Below are 20571 nucleotides of genomic sequence, written 5' to 3'. Positions count from 1 at the left end.
AACACGGAAGTTAAGCTCTTCAGCGCCGATGGTAGTTGGGGGTTTCCCCCTGTGAGAGTAGGACGTTGCCAGGCAATTAAAAAACACAGAGAATTACTCTGTGTTTTTTTGTCTGCTTTTTTTGCAATGTACAAGTTTCCTTGAATGTGTTGACTTAAAAAATTTGAAAGATATGTTGTACTTATTGCGTATAGACATACACATTTATTTTAAAAAAGAAATACACTAATAGAAATAGTAAAAACAATTATTCTGTAGCCAAAATTCTAAATTATGTATAAATTTTAAAAATACTGATGATAATAAGTGTATGGAGGTGGAGGTGTTGAGTTCACTTGTAGTAAAACAACTTATTGGGGAAACGTGTTTAATATGTGAACAGAGAAAGTATCAAGGAATTCATTTATATAAGACATTTATTTGTATTGAATGTGAAAAGAATATGATAACAACGGATACGAGCGATCCAAAGTATCAGTTTTATCTACAACAGTTAAAGAAGGCAACATCTTCATAGATCAATACCATATCACACTACAAATAATTATTTACTGAATATCATAATTAATTTTCTAAACACTTGTGTAGATAGATACATAAGTGTTTTTATTAAGGCTTTTTGTAGCTGTACTATGTATTATAGGGGATAGTTACATAATAACAATGTTTAGATCATAGTCTTATAGCAAATAATTACTGTTATAATATGCCTTATTTAATAAGATTTAAGGCTTGAAATAAGTTATAATAATGAGGTATGTAAAGTATATAATTCCGTTCTAGAAGGAGTAATAATGGATCAAAAATTAACACCTATGTTTGATGCGTTAGTTCAACATATTAATAATAACCCGCATTCATACCATGTTCCCGGTCATAAATATGGTGCCCTCTTCCCTAAAAAAGGTATTAACTTCTTTGAAAATATATTAAAAATAGATGCGACTGAATTAACAGGGCTAGATGATTTACATGCACCTGAATCTGCTATTGCACAAGCCCAACAATTAACTGCTGAGTTATATGGTGTAGACCAGAGTTTTTTTTTAGTTAATGGCAGCACAGCTGGTAATTTAGCAATGGTACTTGCTGTATGCGAGAAAAATGACACTGTTCTTGTACAAAGGAATAGTCATAAGTCTATTTTTAATAGTATTCAATTGGCAGGGGTTAAGCCAGTTTTTTTAGCCCCTTATTATGATGACATAGTAAAAACTGCAGCTCATGTCCCAATTGATACGATTAAACGAGCAATTAAAGAACATCCTAAGGCGAAGGCTATCATTTTAACAAATCCCAATTATTATGGTCAGTCAGTTGACTTAACAGAGGTTATTTCATATGCTCATGATTATGATATTCCAGTATTAGTTGATGAAGCACATGGTGCTCATTTTAATCTAGGTCAGCCATTCCCTATTTCTGCAATTGAGTGTGGAGCTGATATTGTTGTTCATTCCGCACACAAAACCTTACCCGCAATGACTATGGGGTCATTTATTCATGTCAAAAGTAATCTTGTTGATATAAATAATTTGGTGTATTACTTACAGCTATTTCAAACAAGTAGTCCCTCTTATCCCATAATGGCTTCTTTGGATTTAGCAAGATACTATCTTAACGATATAAAACATACTAGCATAATCAATCAACTTGTTGAGAAAATAAATCAATATACTGAGGTTTTACATTCTATACCACAAATTAAAGTAGCGAGAACAAATAATCCATCTATATTAACTGACCCATTGAAGGTTACCATTCAATCTAATTGTGTATTATCTGGCTATGATCTTCAAAAATTGTTTGAGGTTTATGGAGTTTATACAGAATTAGCCGATCCTGATAATGTGTTGTTCATATTTCCATTATCAAATGATGAAAACTTATTTAAGCCGTTACTTTCTTTAGAAAATATATTAAATTCTGTCGAAATAACTAAGACGAAGAGTTCTAACGTAAAAATGTATTCGAACGATAACATTTCTACTTTAACTATTTCATATAGCCAGTTAAAAAGCTACAATAAGAAAGTAATTCCGTTAAAAGATGCGGTAGGTCAATTATGTGCTCAAATGTTAATACCTTATCCGCCAGGAGTACCACTTTTAATAGTAGGAGAAGTAATTACAGAATCTCATATTGAAAGAATTCTTAATTTTAAGGAATTGGGTGCAAAATTTCATGGTGGACAATTATTGAAGCAAAATGAGATAGAAATTTTTGATAGATAGCAAAGGAGAATATTGAGTGTCTGGATATTTTTTTTCTTTTGAAGGCCCTGAAGGTGCTGGAAAAACAACAATCATTGATAAATTAGCAAATTATTTATATAAAAAAGGGTATGATGTCATTTCAACTCGTGAACCTGGAGGCATTGCCATTTCAGAGCAAATTAGGAATGTAATATTAGATCAACAGAACGATACAATGGATGGTCGTACAGAAGCTTTGTTATATGCAGCTGCAAGACGTCAACATCTCGTTGAAAAGGTAATCCCAGCCTTAGAAGAAGGGAAAGTAGTATTGTGTGACCGTTTTATAGATAGCTCACTCGCTTATCAAGGTTATGCTAGAGGAATTGGTATTGATGAAGTTTTTGGCATAAATAAGTTTGCCATTAACAACTTAATGCCTCATTTTACTTTATATTTTGATATAGAGCCAATTGTGGGACTACAAAGAATTCAACAAAATAATAAAAGAGAGGTTAATAGGTTAGATATGGAGAACATCTCCTTTCATGAGAGGGTGCGTGAAGGATATTTATTATTACTTGACCGCTTTTCAGACCGTATTAGACTAGTCGAGGCTGACAGGCCGCTTGAAGAGGTATTCAATGAAGCAAAAATGCATATAGAGCATTTTATAGAAGGACATAAACGCTAATAATTTAAAATTCATGATAAGTGCCTAGGTAAAGTGATGGAAAATGATGTTATAATAAACGAAACATAAACGATATTTTCCAACATCCTAAACATGATGATATAGGAATTTCGTGATAAAATGATAGGAGGCTGATGTTATGAAATTAATTTTAGCAGTCGTCCAAGATCAGGATAGTAATCGATTATCAAATGCACTAGTTGACCATAATTTTCGAGCGACAAAGCTTGCAAGTACAGGTGGTTTTTTAAAATCTGGAAATACAACATTTATAATTGGAACAGAAGATATTCGTGTTGAAAAAGCCTTACAGGTCATAAAAGAAAGTTGCCAACATCGTGATCAATTAGTTGCCCCTATTTCTCCAATGGGTGGAAATGTAGATACTTACGCATCATATCCGGTTGAAGTAGAGGTAGGAGGAGCTACGGTATTTGTTCTTCCAATCGATCAATTTCACCAATTTTAGACGGATATGAGGTATTTATAATGAAAATTAACCAAGATGTAAAGACAACCATTGAAAAGGCTCAACCAGAAATTAAGCAATCATCTAGTAATCAAATGAAGTTTAATGAGCTTGTACAGAAACAAGATTCAAAAATGCATGTTGAACAGTTAAACAAGCTTATGAAAGATATTGAAGTAGCTGGTAATTTGCTCGCTCGCTCAAGAACATTTAAGGATTTAACTAAGTATAAAGCGTTAGTGAAACGCTTCGTTGAGCAAGCTGTTGATTTCGGCATGGACTTAAAGCAATCTCATAGTTGGAATTCTAGGGGACAGGGTAGAAAGCTAAAAATTATCGAAAACATCGATCAAGAGTTGATTGATTTAGCTGATACACTGATAGATAAAGAAAGTAATTCAATTTCTCTATTAAATAAAATAGGGATTATAAAAGGATTATTAATAAATTTGTATACGTAAGAGAGTGATGTTTGTGGAAAATGATACGTGGGACAAGCTAGAAACCTATCAACCGACAATAATAAAAATGCTCACTAATAGTATACTTAAAGATAGAGTAGCCCACGCATATATATTTGAAGGTGGTCGCGGTACAGGAAAGAAGCATGTTAGCCTTCTGCTAGCTAAAAGCATGTTATGTAAACATTTGAATGGAAGCATGCCTTGCCAAAATTGTATCAATTGTCGTAGGGTTGATTCGAAAAACCACCCTGATGTGCATATCATTGAACCAGATGGCCAATCAATTAAAAAATCACAAATTCAAGATTTACAAAGTGAATTTTCTAAAACTGGAGTAGAGTCATCTAAAAAGTTATATATTATTGAACATGCTGATCGGATGACGACAAATGCTGCTAACAGTCTATTGAAATTTTTAGAGGAGCCTGATTCTGATACAATCGCTATTCTCCTTACAGAAAATATACAGAAAATGTTAAATACTATTATTTCTCGTTGTCAAGTGTTATCCTTTCAACCAATTTCTTCAATTGTTATGAAAGATTTCCTATTAGACAAAGGGGCTCCAAACCATTTAGCTGCAATAGTGGCTCAATTGACCAATAACTTTGAAGAAGCAACGGAATTATGTCAAGATGATTGGTTTGCGCAATCTAGGATGATAGTGATACAATTATATGAAATGCTAAATATGAATTATGCTAAAGCTTTATTATATATTCAAGAGAAGTGGCTCTCCCATTTCAATGATAAAGATAAGCTTGATAGTAGTTTAGACTTATTATTACTTTTATTAAAAGATTTACTATATATTCAGTTAGGTGAAAATGAATACGTTGTGTATACTGACCAATTAGAAAAATTAAATCAATATGCCCTTCATATTTCTCAAAATCATATTGCTGAACAAATGTCAGCAGTTTTAGAGGCCAAAAGTCGTTTACACACCAACATGAATCCACATTTATTAATGGAACAACTTGTATTGAATTTGCAGGAGGGATTTTAATTTGTATGATGTAGTTGGTGTACGTTTTAAAAAAGCTGGGAAAATTTATTATTTTGATCCAGGGGAATTTAAAATAGATGATGGAGAATTTGTTATAGTAGAAACAGTTCGTGGAATTGAATTCGGCAAGGTAGTCATAAATAAAAAACAAGTCGATGAGAGCGACATAGTTCTTCCATTAAGAAAAGTTATTAGAATTGCTGAATCAAAAGATAAACTTATTGTTGAAGAGAATAAACAGGCTGCACAAGAAGCATATGAAGTATGCATCGAAAAGGTTAATCAACATGGCTTGGAGATGAAACTAGTAGATGTAGAGTATACCTTTGACCGAAATAAGGTAATTTTCTACTTCACAGCAGATGGCCGCGTTGATTTTAGAGAACTAGTAAAAGATCTTGCAGCTATTTTTCGAACAAGAATTGAATTACGTCAAATTGGTGTTCGTGATGAAGCCAAAATGTTAGGTGGTATAGGTCCGTGTGGAAGAATGCTCTGCTGTTCGACATTTTTAGGGGACTTTGAACCAGTCTCTATAAAAATGGCAAAAGACCAAAACCTCTCTTTAAATCCTACTAAAATATCTGGTCTATGTGGCCGGTTGATGTGTTGCTTAAAGTATGAAAATGATGAATACGAATCTGCTAAACAACTGCTACCTGATATTGGAGAGAAGATCGTGACACCTAATGGAGCAGGCCGTGTAGTTGGATTGAATATATTAGAACGTGTATTACAAGTTGAGTTAAACGATAGAGAACGAGTAATTGAATACACATTGGATGAATTAATGAACGAGGGAGCTGTATCAATTCAAGCCACAGATTAATGAGGTGGATTTTGTGGATAAAAAAGAGATTTTTCATTCAGTAAGCAGTATGGAGGAGCAAATAGGGCATTTATATCGTCAACTGGGAGAGCTAAAAGATCATCTTGCACAATTATTGGAAGAAAATCACCATTTAATTATTGAGAATGAGCATCTTAGACGTAGATTAGAGCAAACCTCAGAAGAGCCAAAAAAATTAAAGAAGAACAAATCTAATAACAAAAGGAAACAAAATAAGCAAGTCGATATTGGGGAGGGTTATGATAATTTAGCCCGCTTATATCAAGAAGGCTTTCATATATGTAATGTTCACTATGGTAGTGTTCGTGCAGAAGGAGATTGCTTGTTTTGTTTATCATTTTTAAATAAAAAATAATGTATAGTCTTCCACTTTGGGAGACTATTTTTACTAGGAATTTTAATAGCTATAGAAGTGACAAACTTTTAATTATGCACTTTTCACTTAAAGTTGAGTGACGGAAATGTATTGTCATAAGAAAAGGTGTCGAATGTGTTTAGTTCTTAATGCGACAACATCGTTGTAAACAGAAAGGAGTGTCTATGATGGTTGAACTTATAGGGGATGAGCGATTAGATCATTTACTTGGTGAAAATATGAGAATTATTCAGAGCCCATCGATGTTCGCTTTTTCACTAGATACAGTTTTATTAGCCAAATTTGTTTATGTACCAATTCAAAAGGGGAATTTAATTGATTTATGCTCAGGAAATGGAGTTATACCATTATTACTTAGTAAAAGGACAAAAGGGCATATTACAGGAGTCGAAATCCAAGAAAAAATTTATCAGATGGCTGAGAGAACAATTGCATTTAATAAGCTAGATAGCCGTATAAAATTTATCCATGGCGATATAAAAGATATGCCCACATTATTAGGACAAGGAAAGTATGACATTGTTACTTGTAATCCACCTTATTTTCCAACACCTAGTAATGAAGAAATTAATAAAAATGAACATTTAGCAATTGCTAGACATGAAATTCATTGTACGCTAGAGGATACAATTAGAGTAAGTAGTATGCTACTTAAACAGGGAGGGAAAGCAGCGTTTGTACATAGACCAGGTCGTCTTATTGACATGATTACTTTAATGAGGAAATATCGTTTAGAGCCAAAAAGATTACAATTCGTTTACCCACGACATGGACGAGAAGCAAATACCCTATTAATTGAAGCGACCAAGGATGGAAGCCCAGATTTGAAGTTATTACCTCCGCTAGTAGTATATAATGAACACAATGAATACACTGACGATGTGAGGAACATTCTATATGGAAAGTAAACAGCATTTCTTATATGTATTAGAATGCAGTGATGGAAGCTATTATGCTGGCTATACAAATGACCTTAAGAAACGCATAAGAACACATAATGAGGGCAAAGGGGCAAAGTATACGAGAGGACGTATTCCCGTATCATTACTGTTCTCCAAATCGTATGCTACAAAAAGTGAAGCACTTCGGGCAGAATGGGACTTCAAGCAACTTAAAACACGACAGAAGAAAGAGCAATTTATAGCAAAGGAGAACAAGCTAAAGTATGTGGCAACAAAACAGCTTTCAAAACGATAATACCGAGGGGTGCTTATATCTTGTTCCAACACCTATTGGTAATTTAGAAGATATGACATTTAGAGCCATACGTATACTAAAAGAGTCAGACATTATAGCAGCAGAAGATACAAGACAAACGAAAAAGCTATTGAATTACTTTCAAATATCAAATGCAGTCATGAGCTATCATGAGCATAATAAAGAGACGAGTGGCGAAAAAATAATAAACCTGCTTAAATCAGGAAAAAAGGTAGCATTAGTTAGTGATGCAGGGATGCCGACAATTTCTGACCCAGGTTTTGAAATTGTTGTTGCAGCATTAAAAGAGCAGTACAAGGTGATTCCATTGCCAGGTGCAAATGCAGCATTAACATCGTTAATTGCTTCTGGAATAAAAACACAACCTTTTTATTTTTACGGATTTTTACCTCGTCACAAAAAAGAAAAACGGAAACAATTGGAGCTTTGTAACCAAGTACAAGAAACGATGATATTTTATGAATCACCGCATAGGTTGCAAGAGACGTTAAAAATGATGTTAGAACAATTAGGTGATCGCCCTGCAGTCCTTTCTAGAGAGCTGACAAAAAAGTATGAAGAATTTATAAGGGGAACGATACAAGATCTATTGCAATGGTCTCAGCAATCGAATGTGCGTGGTGAGTTTTGTATTCTTGTAGAAGGAAGTAGTAAAGAAAGTCATATGGAAAATCAATGGTGGGAAGAATTAACTGTTGTAGAGCATATCGATTATTATATAAATAAACAGTCGTACACTTCAAAGGATGCTATAAAAAAAGTAGCAAAAGATAGGGATATGGTAAAAAGAGAAGTTTATCAACAATACCATATAAAGTAGAATTCAAATTATGATCCTTTTTCCTAGGAAATAAATGGGTGTTTTAGTAGTTATTGTTGCTTTTTTTACAATAAGAGCTAAACACGAATATTACTAATGTTCGGGATATCTTTTCTTATCTAAAAACTACAAAAGTCAATATATAATACACGACATGAGTTTCTCAAATTAAAGTAAAAACAACAACATAGTTTTCGAAAAATAGCCAAATAAAAAGAAAAAAGCGCCTTATAGACATTCCATATAACGGAAATGTAAGGCGCTTGTTTTTATAATAACTTCATTATTTTACTTGGTTTGATTTAATTTCATCTATTAGCTTTTCTGCACCTTCAGGACTTAGAATAATTTTACCCTCGGCAAGAGTAAAGTTATCATCAGATACTTCCCCTGTTACTTGACAAGTCATATTAGGCTTGTACTTTTTCAAAATAATTCTATCATCATCAACGTAGATTTCTAGTGCATCCTTTTCTGCAATTCCTAGTGTACGTCTAAGTTCAATCGGGATTACTACACGACCTAACTCATCAACCTTACGAACTATACCTGTAGATTTCATAATAAATACTCCTCTCAGTAGTACAAAAATTTTTTTATCTCTTAAATTCGTCATTATTCGACAAATGATTATTTTCTTTATAATACCAGTGTTTCCCATGCTAGTCAATAAATTTAATTGAAATATATGTAGTGTTTTTAAAAAAATGGTATTATATAGAGAGATAACTATTGTTTTAATAGGATTTAAGTTAAAATGCTATAAAATCACTAAATGGTAAATATTTAGAAAATAATCCATTTATTCTTAACTTTTTCAAACAATTTACCAATATAGTTAAGAATTATTATAAATAAAATTCGACAAATTTCAACTATAAATCGACAAAAAACTACTGGAAAATAAATACTAATAAAATTTGAAATTTGATTCGACTATACGTTTTAAAATAAAATAAACAATAAATCCTATACACTAGTTAAAGAAGCTTATCTTTATAGTAAACTAAGGTTTATAATTATTGATTTGTTATTACATAAGGAGGAAAAGATGAAACAAGGAGCTAATAACTTTTATATTACTACCCCAATATATTATCCAAGCGGCAAGTTGCATATAGGACATGCTTATACAACGGTCGCAGGTGATGCGATGGCCCGTTATAAAAGACTTAAAGGTTATAATGTGATGTATTTAACGGGTACGGATGAACATGGTCAAAAAATTCAGCAAAAGGCTGAAGAAAAAGGGGTTTCACCTCAAAAGTATGTAGATAACATTGTATCAGGAATACAGGAATTATGGAAAAAATTAGATATTTCGTATGATGATTTTATACGAACAACGCAACCAAGGCATAAAGATATTGTTGAGAAGATTTTTGATCAACTTGTTAAACAGGAAGATATTTATTTAGATGTATATGAAGGGTGGTACTGTACACCTTGTGAATCTTTCTACACTGAACGTCAATTAGTCGACGGAAAATGCCCAGATTGTGGACGTGCTGTAGAAAAAGTGAAAGAGGAATCATATTTCTTTAAAATGGGTAAATATGTTGATCGACTGCTAAAATTCTACGAAGACAATCCTCAATTTATTCAGCCAGAATCGCGAAAAAATGAAATGATAAATAATTTCATTAAACCTGGCCTAGAGGACTTAGCAGTATCAAGAACAACGTTTGATTGGGGAATAAAGGTTCCTGGTGATCCTAAGCATGTCATTTACGTGTGGATAGATGCATTGACAAATTATATTACAGCATTGGGATATAGCTCAGAAAATGATGAAAAATTTCAAGCTTATTGGCCAGCCGATGTACATCTGGTTGGTAAAGAAATAGTACGTTTTCATACGATATATTGGCCTATAATGCTTATGGCATTGGATTTACCGCTACCAAAGAAAGTATTTGCTCACGGTTGGCTCCTCATGAAGGACGGCAAAATGTCGAAATCGAAAGGTAATGTTGTTGATCCTGTATCTTTAATTGACCGATATGGCTTAGATGCATTACGTTACTATCTACTTAGAGAAGTTCCATTTGGGGCAGATGGCGTGTTTACCCCAGAAGGGTTTGTTGAAAGGATAAATTTTGATTTGGCTAATGATTTAGGTAACTTACTCAATAGAACCATTGCTATGATTCAAAAGTACTTTGATGGGGAGATACCTAGATATAACGGTTCTAAAACAGACTTTGACAATGAACTTGTAACAATGAATGAAAAAGTTGTAGAGAAATATAGTGATGCTATGGAGAAAATGGAGTTTTCAGTTGCGCTTTCTTCCGTGTGGCAATTAATTAGTCGATCAAATAAATATATTGATGAAACTCAGCCATGGTTGTTAGCGAAAGATGAAAATAGTAGAGAACAGCTTGCTTCAGTTATGACACATTTAGTGGAATCACTACGTAGGGTGGCAATCTTATTACAGCCATTTTTAACACAGACACCGTCACTCATGTTTGAGCAAATGGGAATTACTGACGACAAATTAAAGCAATGGGATAGTTTAGCACAATTTGGGCTTATTCCACCAAATGTAACAGTTAACAAGGGGGAACCTATTTTTCCAAGGTTGGATATGGAGGAAGAGGTTGAGTATATTAAACAACAAATGCAAGGTGATGTTGTTGAAAAAACTGAGAAAACTGAGAAGAATGAGCCTGAACTAGATGAAATTACGATTGATGACTTTATGAAAATCGATTTACGGGTTGCAGAGGTTATACATGCTGAGCCAGTGAAGAAAGCAAATAAATTGTTAAAACTTCAATTAGATTTAGGGTATGAACAACGTCAAGTTGTATCAGGAATAGCAGAGCATTATAAGCCTGATGAGTTAGTTGGACAAAAAGTCATTTGTGTAACGAACTTAAAACCAGTTAAACTTCGTGGTGAATTATCACAAGGAATGATTCTAGCAGGTAAAAATGAGGGCATGCTGTCTTTAGCATCTGTTAATCAAAATCTACCTAATGGAACAAAAGTAAAATAGTTATAGTACACAGCATAGGTTGTCTTTGTTGTCTCATTTATAGGTGAATAACAAGGCTTTTAGGTTTTCAATTAGAGGTGTTCTGCTCATTATAGAAGTGGAACACCTTAATTTAATCTAAATTTAACATAATTGTATTGCTAGAGAATTTAATAATTGAAAAGAGGTTTTAAGATGTTATTTGATACACATGCACACCTAAATGCAACGCAATTTGACGAGGATGTAGTAGATGTCATTAATCGTGCTAAAATGGAAGGTGTATCCCATATAGTTGTTGTTGGTTTTGATCGTCAAACAATTACTCGCGCTATGGAACTTACTGACATGTATGACTTTATTTATGCTGCAGTTGGTTGGCACCCAGTTGATGCAATTGATATGGTTGATGAGGACCTATCATGGATTGAAGAATTGGCAAGTCATCCAAAAGTAGTTGCGATTGGGGAAATGGGGCTAGATTATTATTGGGATAAATCACCAAAAGATGTTCAAAAAGAAGTGTTCCGCAAACAAATTAAACTAGCAAAAAAGGTAAACTTACCAATTATTATTCATAATCGCGAAGCAACAGCTGATGTTTTACAAATTCTTGAGGAAGAGAATGCTGAACAAGTTGGTGGGATTATGCATTGCTTCACCGGAAGTGTAGAGGTAGCTAAAAAGTGTATGGATATGAACTTTTATATTTCACTAGGAGGTCCTGTCACATTTAAAAATGCAAAAAAGCCTAAAGAAGTTGCTAAGGATATACCGTTAGAAAATCTTCTCATAGAAACAGACTGTCCGTATTTAGCTCCACACCCTTATCGTGGGAAACGTAATGAGCCGAGCTATGTAAAGTATGTTGCTGAATCCATTGCTCATTTAAAAGGAATTACGGTTGAGGAAGTTTCTGAAAAAACAGCGTTAAATGCAAAAAAATTATTCGGCATAAAATGATAAATTTCTTTGTCTTTTGCTGAAGAGACTTGTCTAACGATATCTGACCTTGAGTAAATTCTACATCCTTTACTATAGTAGGTGATGAGAGTGTCGATAAGTCTCCCTTTTCTTTTTTAGTTATTTTTTGCATAATGTTGTATATCGAAAGTGAAAAGGAGGTCAGGGTTGACAGATAGTATCTAACTATATATAATCTCTCCGAGGAGAAGGAGGCGTTTTTCATCGAGTTATCAAGATTGAAAAATCTGTTTTTTAAGCCCTTCAAGAAAGAGAGATTAGCTATAATTATTAGTAGTTTCATAGCTATCTCAGCTGGATTAGTCTTTATCATTTTCCAAGCTACGAAGGAAAGAGTTACTCTAACTCTTGATGGTTATACGCAGGTAGTTAATACACATGCGGATACAGTTAATGAGCTGTTAGACGATTATGATGTCAATGTAAAACCTGCAGACAAAGTAAATCCATCGGTGGATACACCAATAAGTAATAATATTGAAGTGGTGTGGGAGCCAGCACAGCTTGTTCTCTTTGTAAATGAGAGGGAAGAGCAAGCGTATTGGACAACTGCAAAAACAGTAAAAGAATTTCTGGCAGAAAATGAAATTGAATTAACAAGTCATGACCGAATTCGACCAGAATTAAGTACAGATATAAGTAATGAAATTGTAGTAACATTGGAAAAGGCATTTCAAATTACACTAAATGTCGGCGGAGAAGATAAACAAGTATGGTCTACTTCGACTACTGTCGCTGACTTTTTAAAGCAGCAAGAGATCACTCTCAATTTACTTGATCGCGTTGAACCCAACTTAACAGAACGAGTGAAAAAGGATTCGGTTATTACTGTGACGAGAGTTGAAAAAGTCACCGATGTAGTGGAAGAGCCAGTCGACTATGCAGTTGTTACTAAAAATGATAGTAAATTATCTAAAGGTGCTTCAAAAGTTCTTTCTGAAGGTAAAGAAGGTTTAGTTGAAAAACAATATGAAGTTATCTTAGAAAATGGCAAAGAAATTTCAAGAACATTAGTAAATACATCGACATTAAAAGAAAGTCTTGACCGTGTTGTAGCTGTGGGTACTAAAGAAGACATTCAAGTATCCCGTGGTACTGAAGGTGGGGAAGAATTTTATGTATCTTCTACCGCATATACTGCAAGTTGTAATGGCTGTAGTGGAATAACCTCTACTGGCATAAATTTAAAAGCAAACCCTCAAGCAAAAGTAATTGCCGTAGACCCTAGTGTTATACCTTTAGGAACTAAAGTATATGTAGAAGGCTATGGTTACGCTGTAGCAGGAGATGTTGGTTCTGCTATTAAAGGCTATAAAATTGATGTGTTTTTCCCGACGAAAGATGAAGCTTATCGATGGGGCAACAAAAAAGTAAAAATAAGAATAATTAATTAACACTTTGTTCATGCGGAGGATTTTTCTATCCTCTGCATTTTTACGTTATAATTGTTTAAGCTAAATTGTTTTAGTATAGATTGTGTAAAAAAGCAGTCATAATAAGGCAAAGAAAATTACTTTCTACATGTTAGACGATTGAACGGGTAAAAAAGTTTCAACTTTTGGAGGAAAAAATAAAAATGATTATAAAAGAAATAATTGTTGTTGAAGGTCGGGATGATACAGTAGCTATTAAACGTGCTGTGCAAGCCGATACGATAGAGACAAATGGATCAGCGATAAATAGTATTGTAATTGAACAAATTCGCTTAGCGCAACGTAAGAGAGGTGTTATTATATTTACTGATCCAGACTTCCCAGGTGAGCGCATAAGAAAAATAATATCTGAGCAAGTATCAGGTTGTAAGCATGCATTTCTGCAAAAGTCTGAAGCTATTGGGAAAAATGGAAAAGGTATAGGGGTTGAGCATGCTTCGCCAACTGCGATAAAACAAGCCCTCAAGGATGTAAAGCAAGAAATTGAGGATATACAGGAAGCTATACCTTTTCAAGATCTTGTAGATGCCGGTTTAATTGGTGGTCAGCAGGCAAAATTAAGACGTGAACGATTAGGCAAATATCTCAAAATTGGTTATACAAATGGTAAACAACTACACAAACGTCTAATCATGTTTCAAATATCTAGAGATTCATTTGCAGCTGCATTACGTAAAGTGCTACAGGAGGAGCAAATTCATGAATAAAGATATAGCAACACCTAATCGTACGAGAGCAATTCTTGAGAAGTATGGTTTTTCTTTCAAAAAAAGTTTAGGACAGAATTTTTTAATTGATACGAACGTGTTACGTCGTATTGTAGACCATGCTGAGTTAACTGAAGAGAGTGGAGTAATAGAAATAGGGCCTGGTATTGGAGCGCTTACTGAACATTTGGCTAAAAGTGCTAACAAGGTAGTTTCTTTTGAGATAGATCAACGATTATTACCAGTATTACAAGAAACGTTAAGTATTTACGATAATGTTAAAATAATTCACTCAGATTTTCTTAAAGCAAATGTAGAACTTGTTATACAAGAAGAGTTTGGTGAAATGAAAGATTTGATGGTAGTTGCGAATTTACCATATTATGTTACAACGCCGATTATTATGAAATTACTAACTGAACAAATCCCAATCAGGGGTATTGTTGTTATGCTGCAGAAAGAGGTTGCTGATCGGATGACAGCTGCTGCGGGAACGAAAGATTATGGATCCTTGTCGATTGCTGTTCAATATTATACAAAGGCTGAGAAGGTAATGACAGTACCTAAAACAGTTTTTGTCCCTCAGCCAAATGTTGACTCTGCTGTTATCCGTTTAACAAGACGAGATGATCCAGTAGTCAATGTAGAGAATGAAGATCACTTATTTACAATTGTTCGCGCGTCATTTGCACAACGGAGAAAAACGATATTAAACAATTTAGTTAATCAATTACCAAATGGAAAGCAGAAGAAAGAAGTAATAGAAGAAGCGCTAAAAAGTGCGAATATTGACCCAAAACGTCGAGGGGAAACATTAGCTATTGAAGAGTTTGCCCTGCTCAGTAATATTCTGTTAGAGCTCTTTTAGTAAACTAGTCATTGTTGTAAAGAAGAAAAGATGCCACGAACTCTAGTTTTATACACGTTTAGCTCTTGTTACAAAAAGCAACAATTCATGTGAAAACAGCCTTTGTTTAATACATATGAAATATATAAAATTACAATTAGCTTTTCAAGCCTCCCTTAATACATGATGTCTTCATGAATTAAGGGTCTTTATTTTTTGGGGGATAGGTACTTCGGCATTTCTTATCACAACAGACAAAGATGTTGCATAGCCTAAGTAAAGGAAAACATTTGGATTTAAAGAGTCGCCTCAAATTGTTGCTGGAGTGAAGAGTATGGATGCATGTATTGGCGATATTGTTGCTCGCAAGTCGTATAAATGTGATTTGTTATTTCGTGTGATCAACATTAACAATGATAAGCATGGAAATAAAATTGTGATTTTGTATGGAGAAGATGTCAGACTTGTCGCAGATGCTCCTTATGAAGATATTGTTGTTATCAATGAAAGGGAACAAAAGAAAAGAAAAAAGGTCGATGAAGAGAAGATTGAGCAATCTTATAAGCTATTCCGTCAAGAGTATCAACTCATTAGGCAAAAGAGTGAATATTATGCAACAGAAGGTTATGCTAACACATTTGATTTTTTCCAATTGCCTGGTAAAGTGTTGCATTTAGATGGTGACCCGCTATATTTAAAGAAATGCTTGGCTTTATATGAGAAGATTGGTGTTCCTGTTTTTGGAATACATTGTAATGAGAAAGAGATGCCTCAAAAAGTAACTGGTTATATTGAGAAATTCAGGCCGGATATTCTTGTTGTAACAGGTCATGATGCATATACAAAGGCCAAAGGTGATAAATCTGATTTGAAAGCATATCGACACTCAAAGTATTTTGTCCAAACAGTTCGCCAAGCACGAAATAAAATACCCCACTTGGATCAGTTAGTTATCTTTGCTGGTGCGTGTCAATCTCATTTTGAATCACTAATAAGAGCAGGAGCTAATTTTGCTAGCTCACCTTCAAGAATTAATATTCATGCTTTAGATCCTGTGTATATTGTATCAAAAATAAGTTTTACTCCATTTGTTGATAGAATAAATGTTTGGGAAGTACTTCGTAATACACTTACAGGAGAAAAGGGATTAGGAGGGATTGAAACAAGGGGCGTGTTACGAACTGGGATGCCATATAAACTACAACAAGAAGAAGAGTAAATACTGACTGGGTTGTCATTTGTGGCGACTCAGTTTTTAGTTGTGTACGCTTTTTTTCTTTAATACAAAAAACAACAATTAATGCGAAAACGATCTTTTATTTATACGATCAGTAAGGTGGGGGTTTTATCCAAGCCTCATAAATAAAAAGTAAAAAAGATGTCAAGAATGATAGATGGATATAGGTTTATATTCTTTGTGCGAAAACAACCATCTATAAGAAAATAGCCGATAAAAAAATAATTGTATATATAACTTTTTAAGCAAATATCTAACATAAAAAAACAATTTACATATCTAATTAATAATTGGTAAAAATATTTGTAGAGGAAAGTGGAATTTTGTTGTATTATTTTCATTGACAAACAAAATAGATCGTTGATATAATGAAATTTTTATTTGACTATTTTTTGTTAATTTGCTATAATTGATATCGTGAGGTGGAGCGATTATGGGAAAAACATTGTCAGATATAAAAAAGGCATTAGATGGGAATCTAGGCAAACGACTTACCTTGAAAGCAAACGGTGGTCGTAGAAAAACGATTGAACGTTCGGGTGTTCTGGCAGAAACATATCCATCCGTTTTTGTAGTTGAGTTAGATCAAGCTGAAAATGCATTTGAACGTGTTTCATACAGTTATGCAGATGTCCTAACTGAAACAGTTCAATTAACATTTTCTGAAGACGCATCAGGGAATATAGCTGTTAACGGGCAGTAAACCTTAGTTTGCTGCTTTTAATTTTGACTGTTTTCGCATAGATTATTGTATTCGTACTTTAAAAAAATAAACACGAATTTAGATTTCGTGGTGGAATCTTTTCCTCTATAAAACGATGTCTGTTACGTAATTCGACAATATCTTAATCTTCTAGTTGAAGAGCAATAGCAACAAAGTTACGGAAAGAGCCTTTAATTTGGCTGTTTTTTTACGTTAAAAGTTGTTTTTATATAAAAAAATGAATACGAATTAGTTATATGTCTTCATTTGTAATGATGGCAAGCTGACGAGGGTATAAAACTTCTTCTAGTTTTTCTACTTTAGCAAAAGCCAACGAAAAGGGCCGATGTTTTATATAGATAGAATGTATAACATTTTACATATGGAGAGTGTTGATGTATTAAGGAAATATATTAATTGCATCTCTTAAGCTCCAGTTTTTAGCCTAAAACTATGTTAAAAGGAATATTTAGGGTTTCATATTATGAGTAATTTTGTCCTTATACTAAGAGTGTCGTAGTTATTTTGAAAGGAGTTGCTTTTGTTGGGTAGACGCCGCGGAATAATGTCGGATCGATTTAAGGAAGAACTAGCAAAAGAACTTGGTTTTTATGACACCGTTCGTAATGAAGGCTGGGGAGCGATTCGTGCAAGAGACGCTGGTAACATGGTGAAGCGCGCAATTGAACTTGCTGAAGCAAACCTTGTAAATAATGATAAACAAAAGTAATAAATAAACGATTAATAACTGCGATAACCGAAGCCTAGTAGCTTCGGTTTTCTTGCATTACAATTGATTGAAGTCATTATTCAATTTCTGCAATGAATATTATGTGTATAATATATGGTAAAATGACGTTATAACAATGGAAGAACGAAAAGTAGGTGAAGATTTTGAGACTTTTGGTTAAGGCGCCAGCTAAAATTAATTTATCCTTAGATGTATTACATAAGCGTCCAGATGGATACCATGAAGTGAAAATGATTATGACTACGATAGATTTAGCCGATCGAATTGAGTTAACTGATTTAGCAGAAGATACCATTTCTATCGTATCGCATAGTCGCTTCGTTCCAGATGATAGTAGAAATTTAGCATATCAAGCCGCACAGTTATTAAAAAAGAAGTTTGGAGTGCAAAAGGGAGTGTCGATAGGTATTACAAAGACGATCCCGGTTGCGGCTGGTCTAGCAGGAGGTAGTAGTGATGCAGCAGCCACATTACGGGGCTTGAATAAATTGTGGAACCTTGGATTAACAATTGATGAACTGGCGTCATTAGGTGCTGAAATAGGTTCGGATGTATCATTTTGTGTTTATGGAGGAACCGCACTTGCGATGGGACGTGGAGAAAAGATCATTCACATTGATCCACCACCGCATTGTTGGGTTGTGTTAGCAAAACCATCAATAGGTGTTTCTACTGCAGAAGTATATAGAAGACTAGATCTTAATAATGTAGAACACCCAAGAGTAGATGAAATGGTAGATGCTATTCGAGCGCATGATTATCCTTTGATATGCTCACTCTTAGGTAATGTTTTGGAAGATGTTACATTTCAGATGCAGCCTGAGGTTGCACAAATTAAAGAGCAGATGAAACGTTTTGGTGCAGATGCTGTATTGATGAGCGGAAGTGGACCAACGGTGTTTGGTTTAGTTCAACACGATTCTAGAATGCAGAGAGTATACAATGGGCTAAGAGGATTTTGTGATCAAGTATTTGCGGTAAGAATGCTAGGTGAAAGAATCACTCTTGATTAAATACGTATGTTAATGATATATTTACATAAAATATTCGTATTTTGGAGGAATCGAGAATGAAAATACGAAGAAGCGGTCGATTAGTCGATATGACAAATTATTTATTGCAGCACCCCAATCAACTTTTACCTTTAACGATTTTTTCAGAAAGGTATGATTCAGCGAAATCATCTATAAGTGAAGATTTGGCGATAGTTAAACAAACTTTTGAACAGCAAGGTATAGGGACTTTACTAACAGTGCCAGGTGCAGCTGGTGGTGTTAAATATATTCCTGGCGTATCTTCTGAAGAAGCTACGTTAACAATTAATGACTTATGTCATTTAATTGCGAAGCCGGACCGGTTGTTACCGGGAGGATATTTATATATGACAGATATATTAGGTCATCCCCAACTTGTAAACCAAGTGGGTCGATTATTTGCAGCTGTATATGCTGATCGTCCGATAGATGTGGTTATGACAGTTGCTACTAAAGGAATCCCTTTAGCTTACGCAGTTGCATCATATTTAAACGTTCCTGTAGTAATTGTTCGGCGTGATAGCAAAGTGACTGAAGGATCAACAGTAAGTATTAACTATGTTTCTGGATCTTCAAAAAGAATACAAACGATGGTTCTTTCAAAAAGAAGCTTAGATGAGGGAGCTAACGTTCTGATTATCGATGATTTTATGAAAGCTGGAGGAACGATAAACGGCATGATTAGCATGCTCGAAGAATTCAAAGCAAATGTAGCAGGGATTGGTGTACTTGTGGAATCAGAGGGCCTTGAAGAGAGGCTTGTTGATGAATATATTTCGTTAGTAAAACTGACTGAGGTAGACGTTAAGGCTAAGAAAATAGAAGTTAATATAGGTAATTATTTTAATTTCTTAAAGTAACTAGAGGATGGAGGAATTGCTATGAAAAAAATCCAAACAAATCTGGCTCCTCAAGCCATTGGTCCGTACTCTCAAGGGATGGTTGTAAATAATTTGTTTTTTAGTTCTGGACAGATCCCGTTAAAACCTAACGGTGAACTTATACAAGGGAATGTGGATGAACAGACACACCAAGTTTTTGCTAATTTGAAAGCTGTATTAAAAGAGGCAGGTGCTTCTTTCGATACAGTTATTAAAACTACAGTTTTTATAAAAAATATGGATGACTTTGCTGAGATAAATGAAGTTTATAGTGAATATTTTCCCAACCACCAACCAGCAAGATCATGTGTTGAAGTTGCAAGACTACCGAAAGATGTTCTAGTAGAGATTGAAGTAATCGCATTGATTAAATAATTAGTTTAAAATTCCTATGTTTACTATACCGACCTAATATTTTCAAAAAAATTTACATAATTTGCAGGAAAACTCAAAAATTGTGTTGAATAACATACTAAGTCTTTAAAATTGGGAAAAGGTGGTGAACAGAATGGAAGTAACAGATGTAAGATTACGCCGCGTGAATACCGATGGTCGTATGAGAGCGATTGCATCAATTACTTTAGATCATGAGTTCGTTGTACATGATATTCGTGTAATTGATGGGAATAACGGCTTGTTTGTTGCGATGCCAAGTAAACGTACTCCAGATGGGGATTTTCGTGACATAGCCCACCCGATTAACTCAACAACTCGTGGGAAGATTCAAGACGCAGTTTTAGCTGAATATCACCGACTTGGTGAGATAGAAGAATATGAAGAAGCGGGTGCTTCATAAGAAACATTAATATTTTTTACACCAAGAGAGCCTTCACAGATGAAAGGCTCTTTTTCACGTAAGTGTATGGTACAGTTAGACTTATATAAATGGATGTTACCGCACTTTCTACAAGGC

At 34.2% G+C, this 20571-nt stretch carries 24 protein-coding genes and 1 rRNA gene; 24 read left to right on the top strand and 1 reads right to left on the bottom strand.

Annotation, left to right across the window (positions count from 1 at the left end; genetic code table 11):
- The 12 genes from rrf to rsmI form a co-directional block, all read left to right on the top strand.
- A 5S ribosomal RNA gene (gene rrf / locus JM172_RS25690) occupies positions 1-74 on the top strand; the annotation flags it as partial.
- Between the two features lie 251 nt (positions 75-325).
- Positions 326-517: a sigma factor G inhibitor Gin gene (locus tag JM172_RS19825; RefSeq protein ID WP_284730486.1), complete on the top strand. Its 192-nt coding sequence runs from the start codon at positions 326-328 to the stop codon at positions 515-517.
- Between the two features lie 277 nt (positions 518-794).
- The gene (locus JM172_RS19820) at positions 795-2234 is read left to right on the top strand and encodes an aminotransferase class I/II-fold pyridoxal phosphate-dependent enzyme (protein ID WP_214484107.1); all 1440 of its coding nucleotides are present in this window, start codon (positions 795-797) and stop codon (positions 2232-2234) included.
- A gap of 16 nt (positions 2235-2250) precedes the next feature.
- Entirely contained in the window at positions 2251-2889 is a 639-nt protein-coding gene (tmk, locus tag JM172_RS19815; protein WP_214484106.1) for a dTMP kinase, read from the top strand.
- A 139-nt stretch (positions 2890-3028) separates the two neighbouring features.
- On the top strand, positions 3029-3358 hold the full coding sequence (locus JM172_RS19810) for a cyclic-di-AMP receptor (RefSeq protein WP_214484105.1): 330 nt from the start codon (positions 3029-3031) through the stop codon (positions 3356-3358).
- A gap of 20 nt (positions 3359-3378) precedes the next feature.
- Positions 3379-3819, top strand: a complete 441-nt coding sequence (locus JM172_RS19805) for a YaaR family protein (protein WP_214484104.1) — start codon at positions 3379-3381, stop codon at positions 3817-3819.
- 7 nt (positions 3820-3826) lie between these two features.
- Positions 3827-4831: a DNA polymerase III subunit delta' gene (holB, locus tag JM172_RS19800; protein ID WP_214484103.1), complete on the top strand. Its 1005-nt coding sequence runs from the start codon at positions 3827-3829 to the stop codon at positions 4829-4831.
- A gap of 1 nt (position 4832) precedes the next feature.
- Positions 4833-5660 (top strand): competence/sporulation regulator complex protein RicT, encoded by an 828-nt coding sequence (gene ricT / locus JM172_RS19795; RefSeq protein ID WP_214484102.1) that lies wholly within the window; start codon positions 4833-4835, stop codon positions 5658-5660.
- A 13-nt stretch (positions 5661-5673) separates the two neighbouring features.
- On the top strand, positions 5674-6036 hold the full coding sequence (gene yabA, locus JM172_RS19790; protein WP_214484101.1) for a DNA replication initiation control protein YabA: 363 nt from the start codon (positions 5674-5676) through the stop codon (positions 6034-6036).
- Between the two features lie 188 nt (positions 6037-6224).
- The gene (locus tag JM172_RS19785) at positions 6225-6965 is read left to right on the top strand and encodes a tRNA1(Val) (adenine(37)-N6)-methyltransferase (RefSeq protein WP_214484100.1); all 741 of its coding nucleotides are present in this window, start codon (positions 6225-6227) and stop codon (positions 6963-6965) included.
- The gene (locus tag JM172_RS19780; RefSeq protein WP_214484099.1) at positions 6955-7254 is read left to right on the top strand and encodes a GIY-YIG nuclease family protein; all 300 of its coding nucleotides are present in this window, start codon (positions 6955-6957) and stop codon (positions 7252-7254) included. Before JM172_RS19785 ends, JM172_RS19780 begins: the two co-directional genes overlap by 11 nt.
- Positions 7223-8095, top strand: a complete 873-nt coding sequence (rsmI, locus tag JM172_RS19775) for a 16S rRNA (cytidine(1402)-2'-O)-methyltransferase (RefSeq protein ID WP_214484098.1) — start codon at positions 7223-7225, stop codon at positions 8093-8095. The genes JM172_RS19780 and rsmI overlap by 32 nt, the downstream gene beginning before the upstream one ends.
- 283 nt (positions 8096-8378) lie before the next feature.
- On the opposite strand, the gene JM172_RS19770 is transcribed toward rsmI, so the two are convergent.
- Positions 8379-8657, bottom strand: a complete 279-nt coding sequence (locus JM172_RS19770) for a transition state genes transcriptional regulator AbrB (RefSeq protein ID WP_214484097.1) — start codon at positions 8655-8657, stop codon at positions 8379-8381.
- Between the two features lie 465 nt (positions 8658-9122).
- Here JM172_RS19770 and metG point away from each other — a divergent pair, with 465 nt between their 5' ends.
- The 12 genes from metG (at position 9123) to spoVG (ending at position 20454) form a co-directional block, all read left to right on the top strand.
- Entirely contained in the window at positions 9123-11102 is a 1980-nt protein-coding gene (gene metG / locus JM172_RS19765) for a methionine--tRNA ligase (protein ID WP_284730485.1), read from the top strand.
- A gap of 174 nt (positions 11103-11276) precedes the next feature.
- A complete protein-coding gene (locus tag JM172_RS19760; RefSeq protein WP_214484095.1) occupies positions 11277-12044 on the top strand; it encodes a TatD family hydrolase in 768 nt (255 codons plus the stop codon).
- Between the two features lie 239 nt (positions 12045-12283).
- Positions 12284-13459, top strand: coding sequence for a G5 and 3D domain-containing protein (locus JM172_RS19755; protein ID WP_214484094.1), 1176 nt, complete (start codon positions 12284-12286; stop codon positions 13457-13459).
- A gap of 182 nt (positions 13460-13641) precedes the next feature.
- The gene (rnmV, locus tag JM172_RS19750; protein WP_214484093.1) at positions 13642-14205 is read left to right on the top strand and encodes a ribonuclease M5; all 564 of its coding nucleotides are present in this window, start codon (positions 13642-13644) and stop codon (positions 14203-14205) included.
- Positions 14198-15073, top strand: a complete 876-nt coding sequence (rsmA, locus tag JM172_RS19745; protein WP_214484092.1) for a 16S rRNA (adenine(1518)-N(6)/adenine(1519)-N(6))-dimethyltransferase RsmA — start codon at positions 14198-14200, stop codon at positions 15071-15073. The genes rnmV and rsmA overlap by 8 nt, the downstream gene beginning before the upstream one ends.
- Before the next feature lie 313 nt (positions 15074-15386).
- Positions 15387-16271, top strand: a complete 885-nt coding sequence (gene yabG / locus JM172_RS19740) for a sporulation peptidase YabG (protein WP_214484091.1) — start codon at positions 15387-15389, stop codon at positions 16269-16271.
- Between the two features lie 451 nt (positions 16272-16722).
- Positions 16723-16992, top strand: a complete 270-nt coding sequence (gene veg, locus JM172_RS19735; protein WP_214484090.1) for a biofilm formation stimulator Veg — start codon at positions 16723-16725, stop codon at positions 16990-16992.
- A 544-nt stretch (positions 16993-17536) separates the two neighbouring features.
- Positions 17537-17722, top strand: a complete 186-nt coding sequence (locus JM172_RS19730) for a small, acid-soluble spore protein, alpha/beta type (protein WP_214484089.1) — start codon at positions 17537-17539, stop codon at positions 17720-17722.
- 164 nt (positions 17723-17886) lie between these two features.
- Positions 17887-18756: a 4-(cytidine 5'-diphospho)-2-C-methyl-D-erythritol kinase gene (gene ispE, locus JM172_RS19725; RefSeq protein WP_214484088.1), complete on the top strand. Its 870-nt coding sequence runs from the start codon at positions 17887-17889 to the stop codon at positions 18754-18756.
- 56 nt (positions 18757-18812) lie between these two features.
- Positions 18813-19637, top strand: coding sequence for a pur operon repressor (gene purR, locus JM172_RS19720; protein ID WP_214484087.1), 825 nt, complete (start codon positions 18813-18815; stop codon positions 19635-19637).
- Between the two features lie 21 nt (positions 19638-19658).
- Positions 19659-20033 (top strand): RidA family protein, encoded by a 375-nt coding sequence (locus JM172_RS19715; RefSeq protein ID WP_214484086.1) that lies wholly within the window; start codon positions 19659-19661, stop codon positions 20031-20033.
- A 133-nt stretch (positions 20034-20166) separates the two neighbouring features.
- Positions 20167-20454 carry a septation regulator SpoVG gene (gene spoVG / locus JM172_RS19710; protein ID WP_214484085.1) on the top strand — a complete coding sequence of 96 codons (288 nt, stop codon included), beginning with the start codon at positions 20167-20169 and terminating at the stop codon, positions 20452-20454.
- Positions 20455-20571: the final 117 nt, after the last annotated feature.

Source organism: Bacillus sp. SM2101 (assembly GCF_018588585.1).
GTDB classification, from domain to species: Bacteria; Bacillota; Bacilli; order Bacillales; family SM2101; genus Nanhaiella; species Nanhaiella sioensis.
The sequence above is the reverse complement of the archived record's forward strand: the minus strand, read 5'-3'. Positions and strand labels throughout refer to the sequence as shown.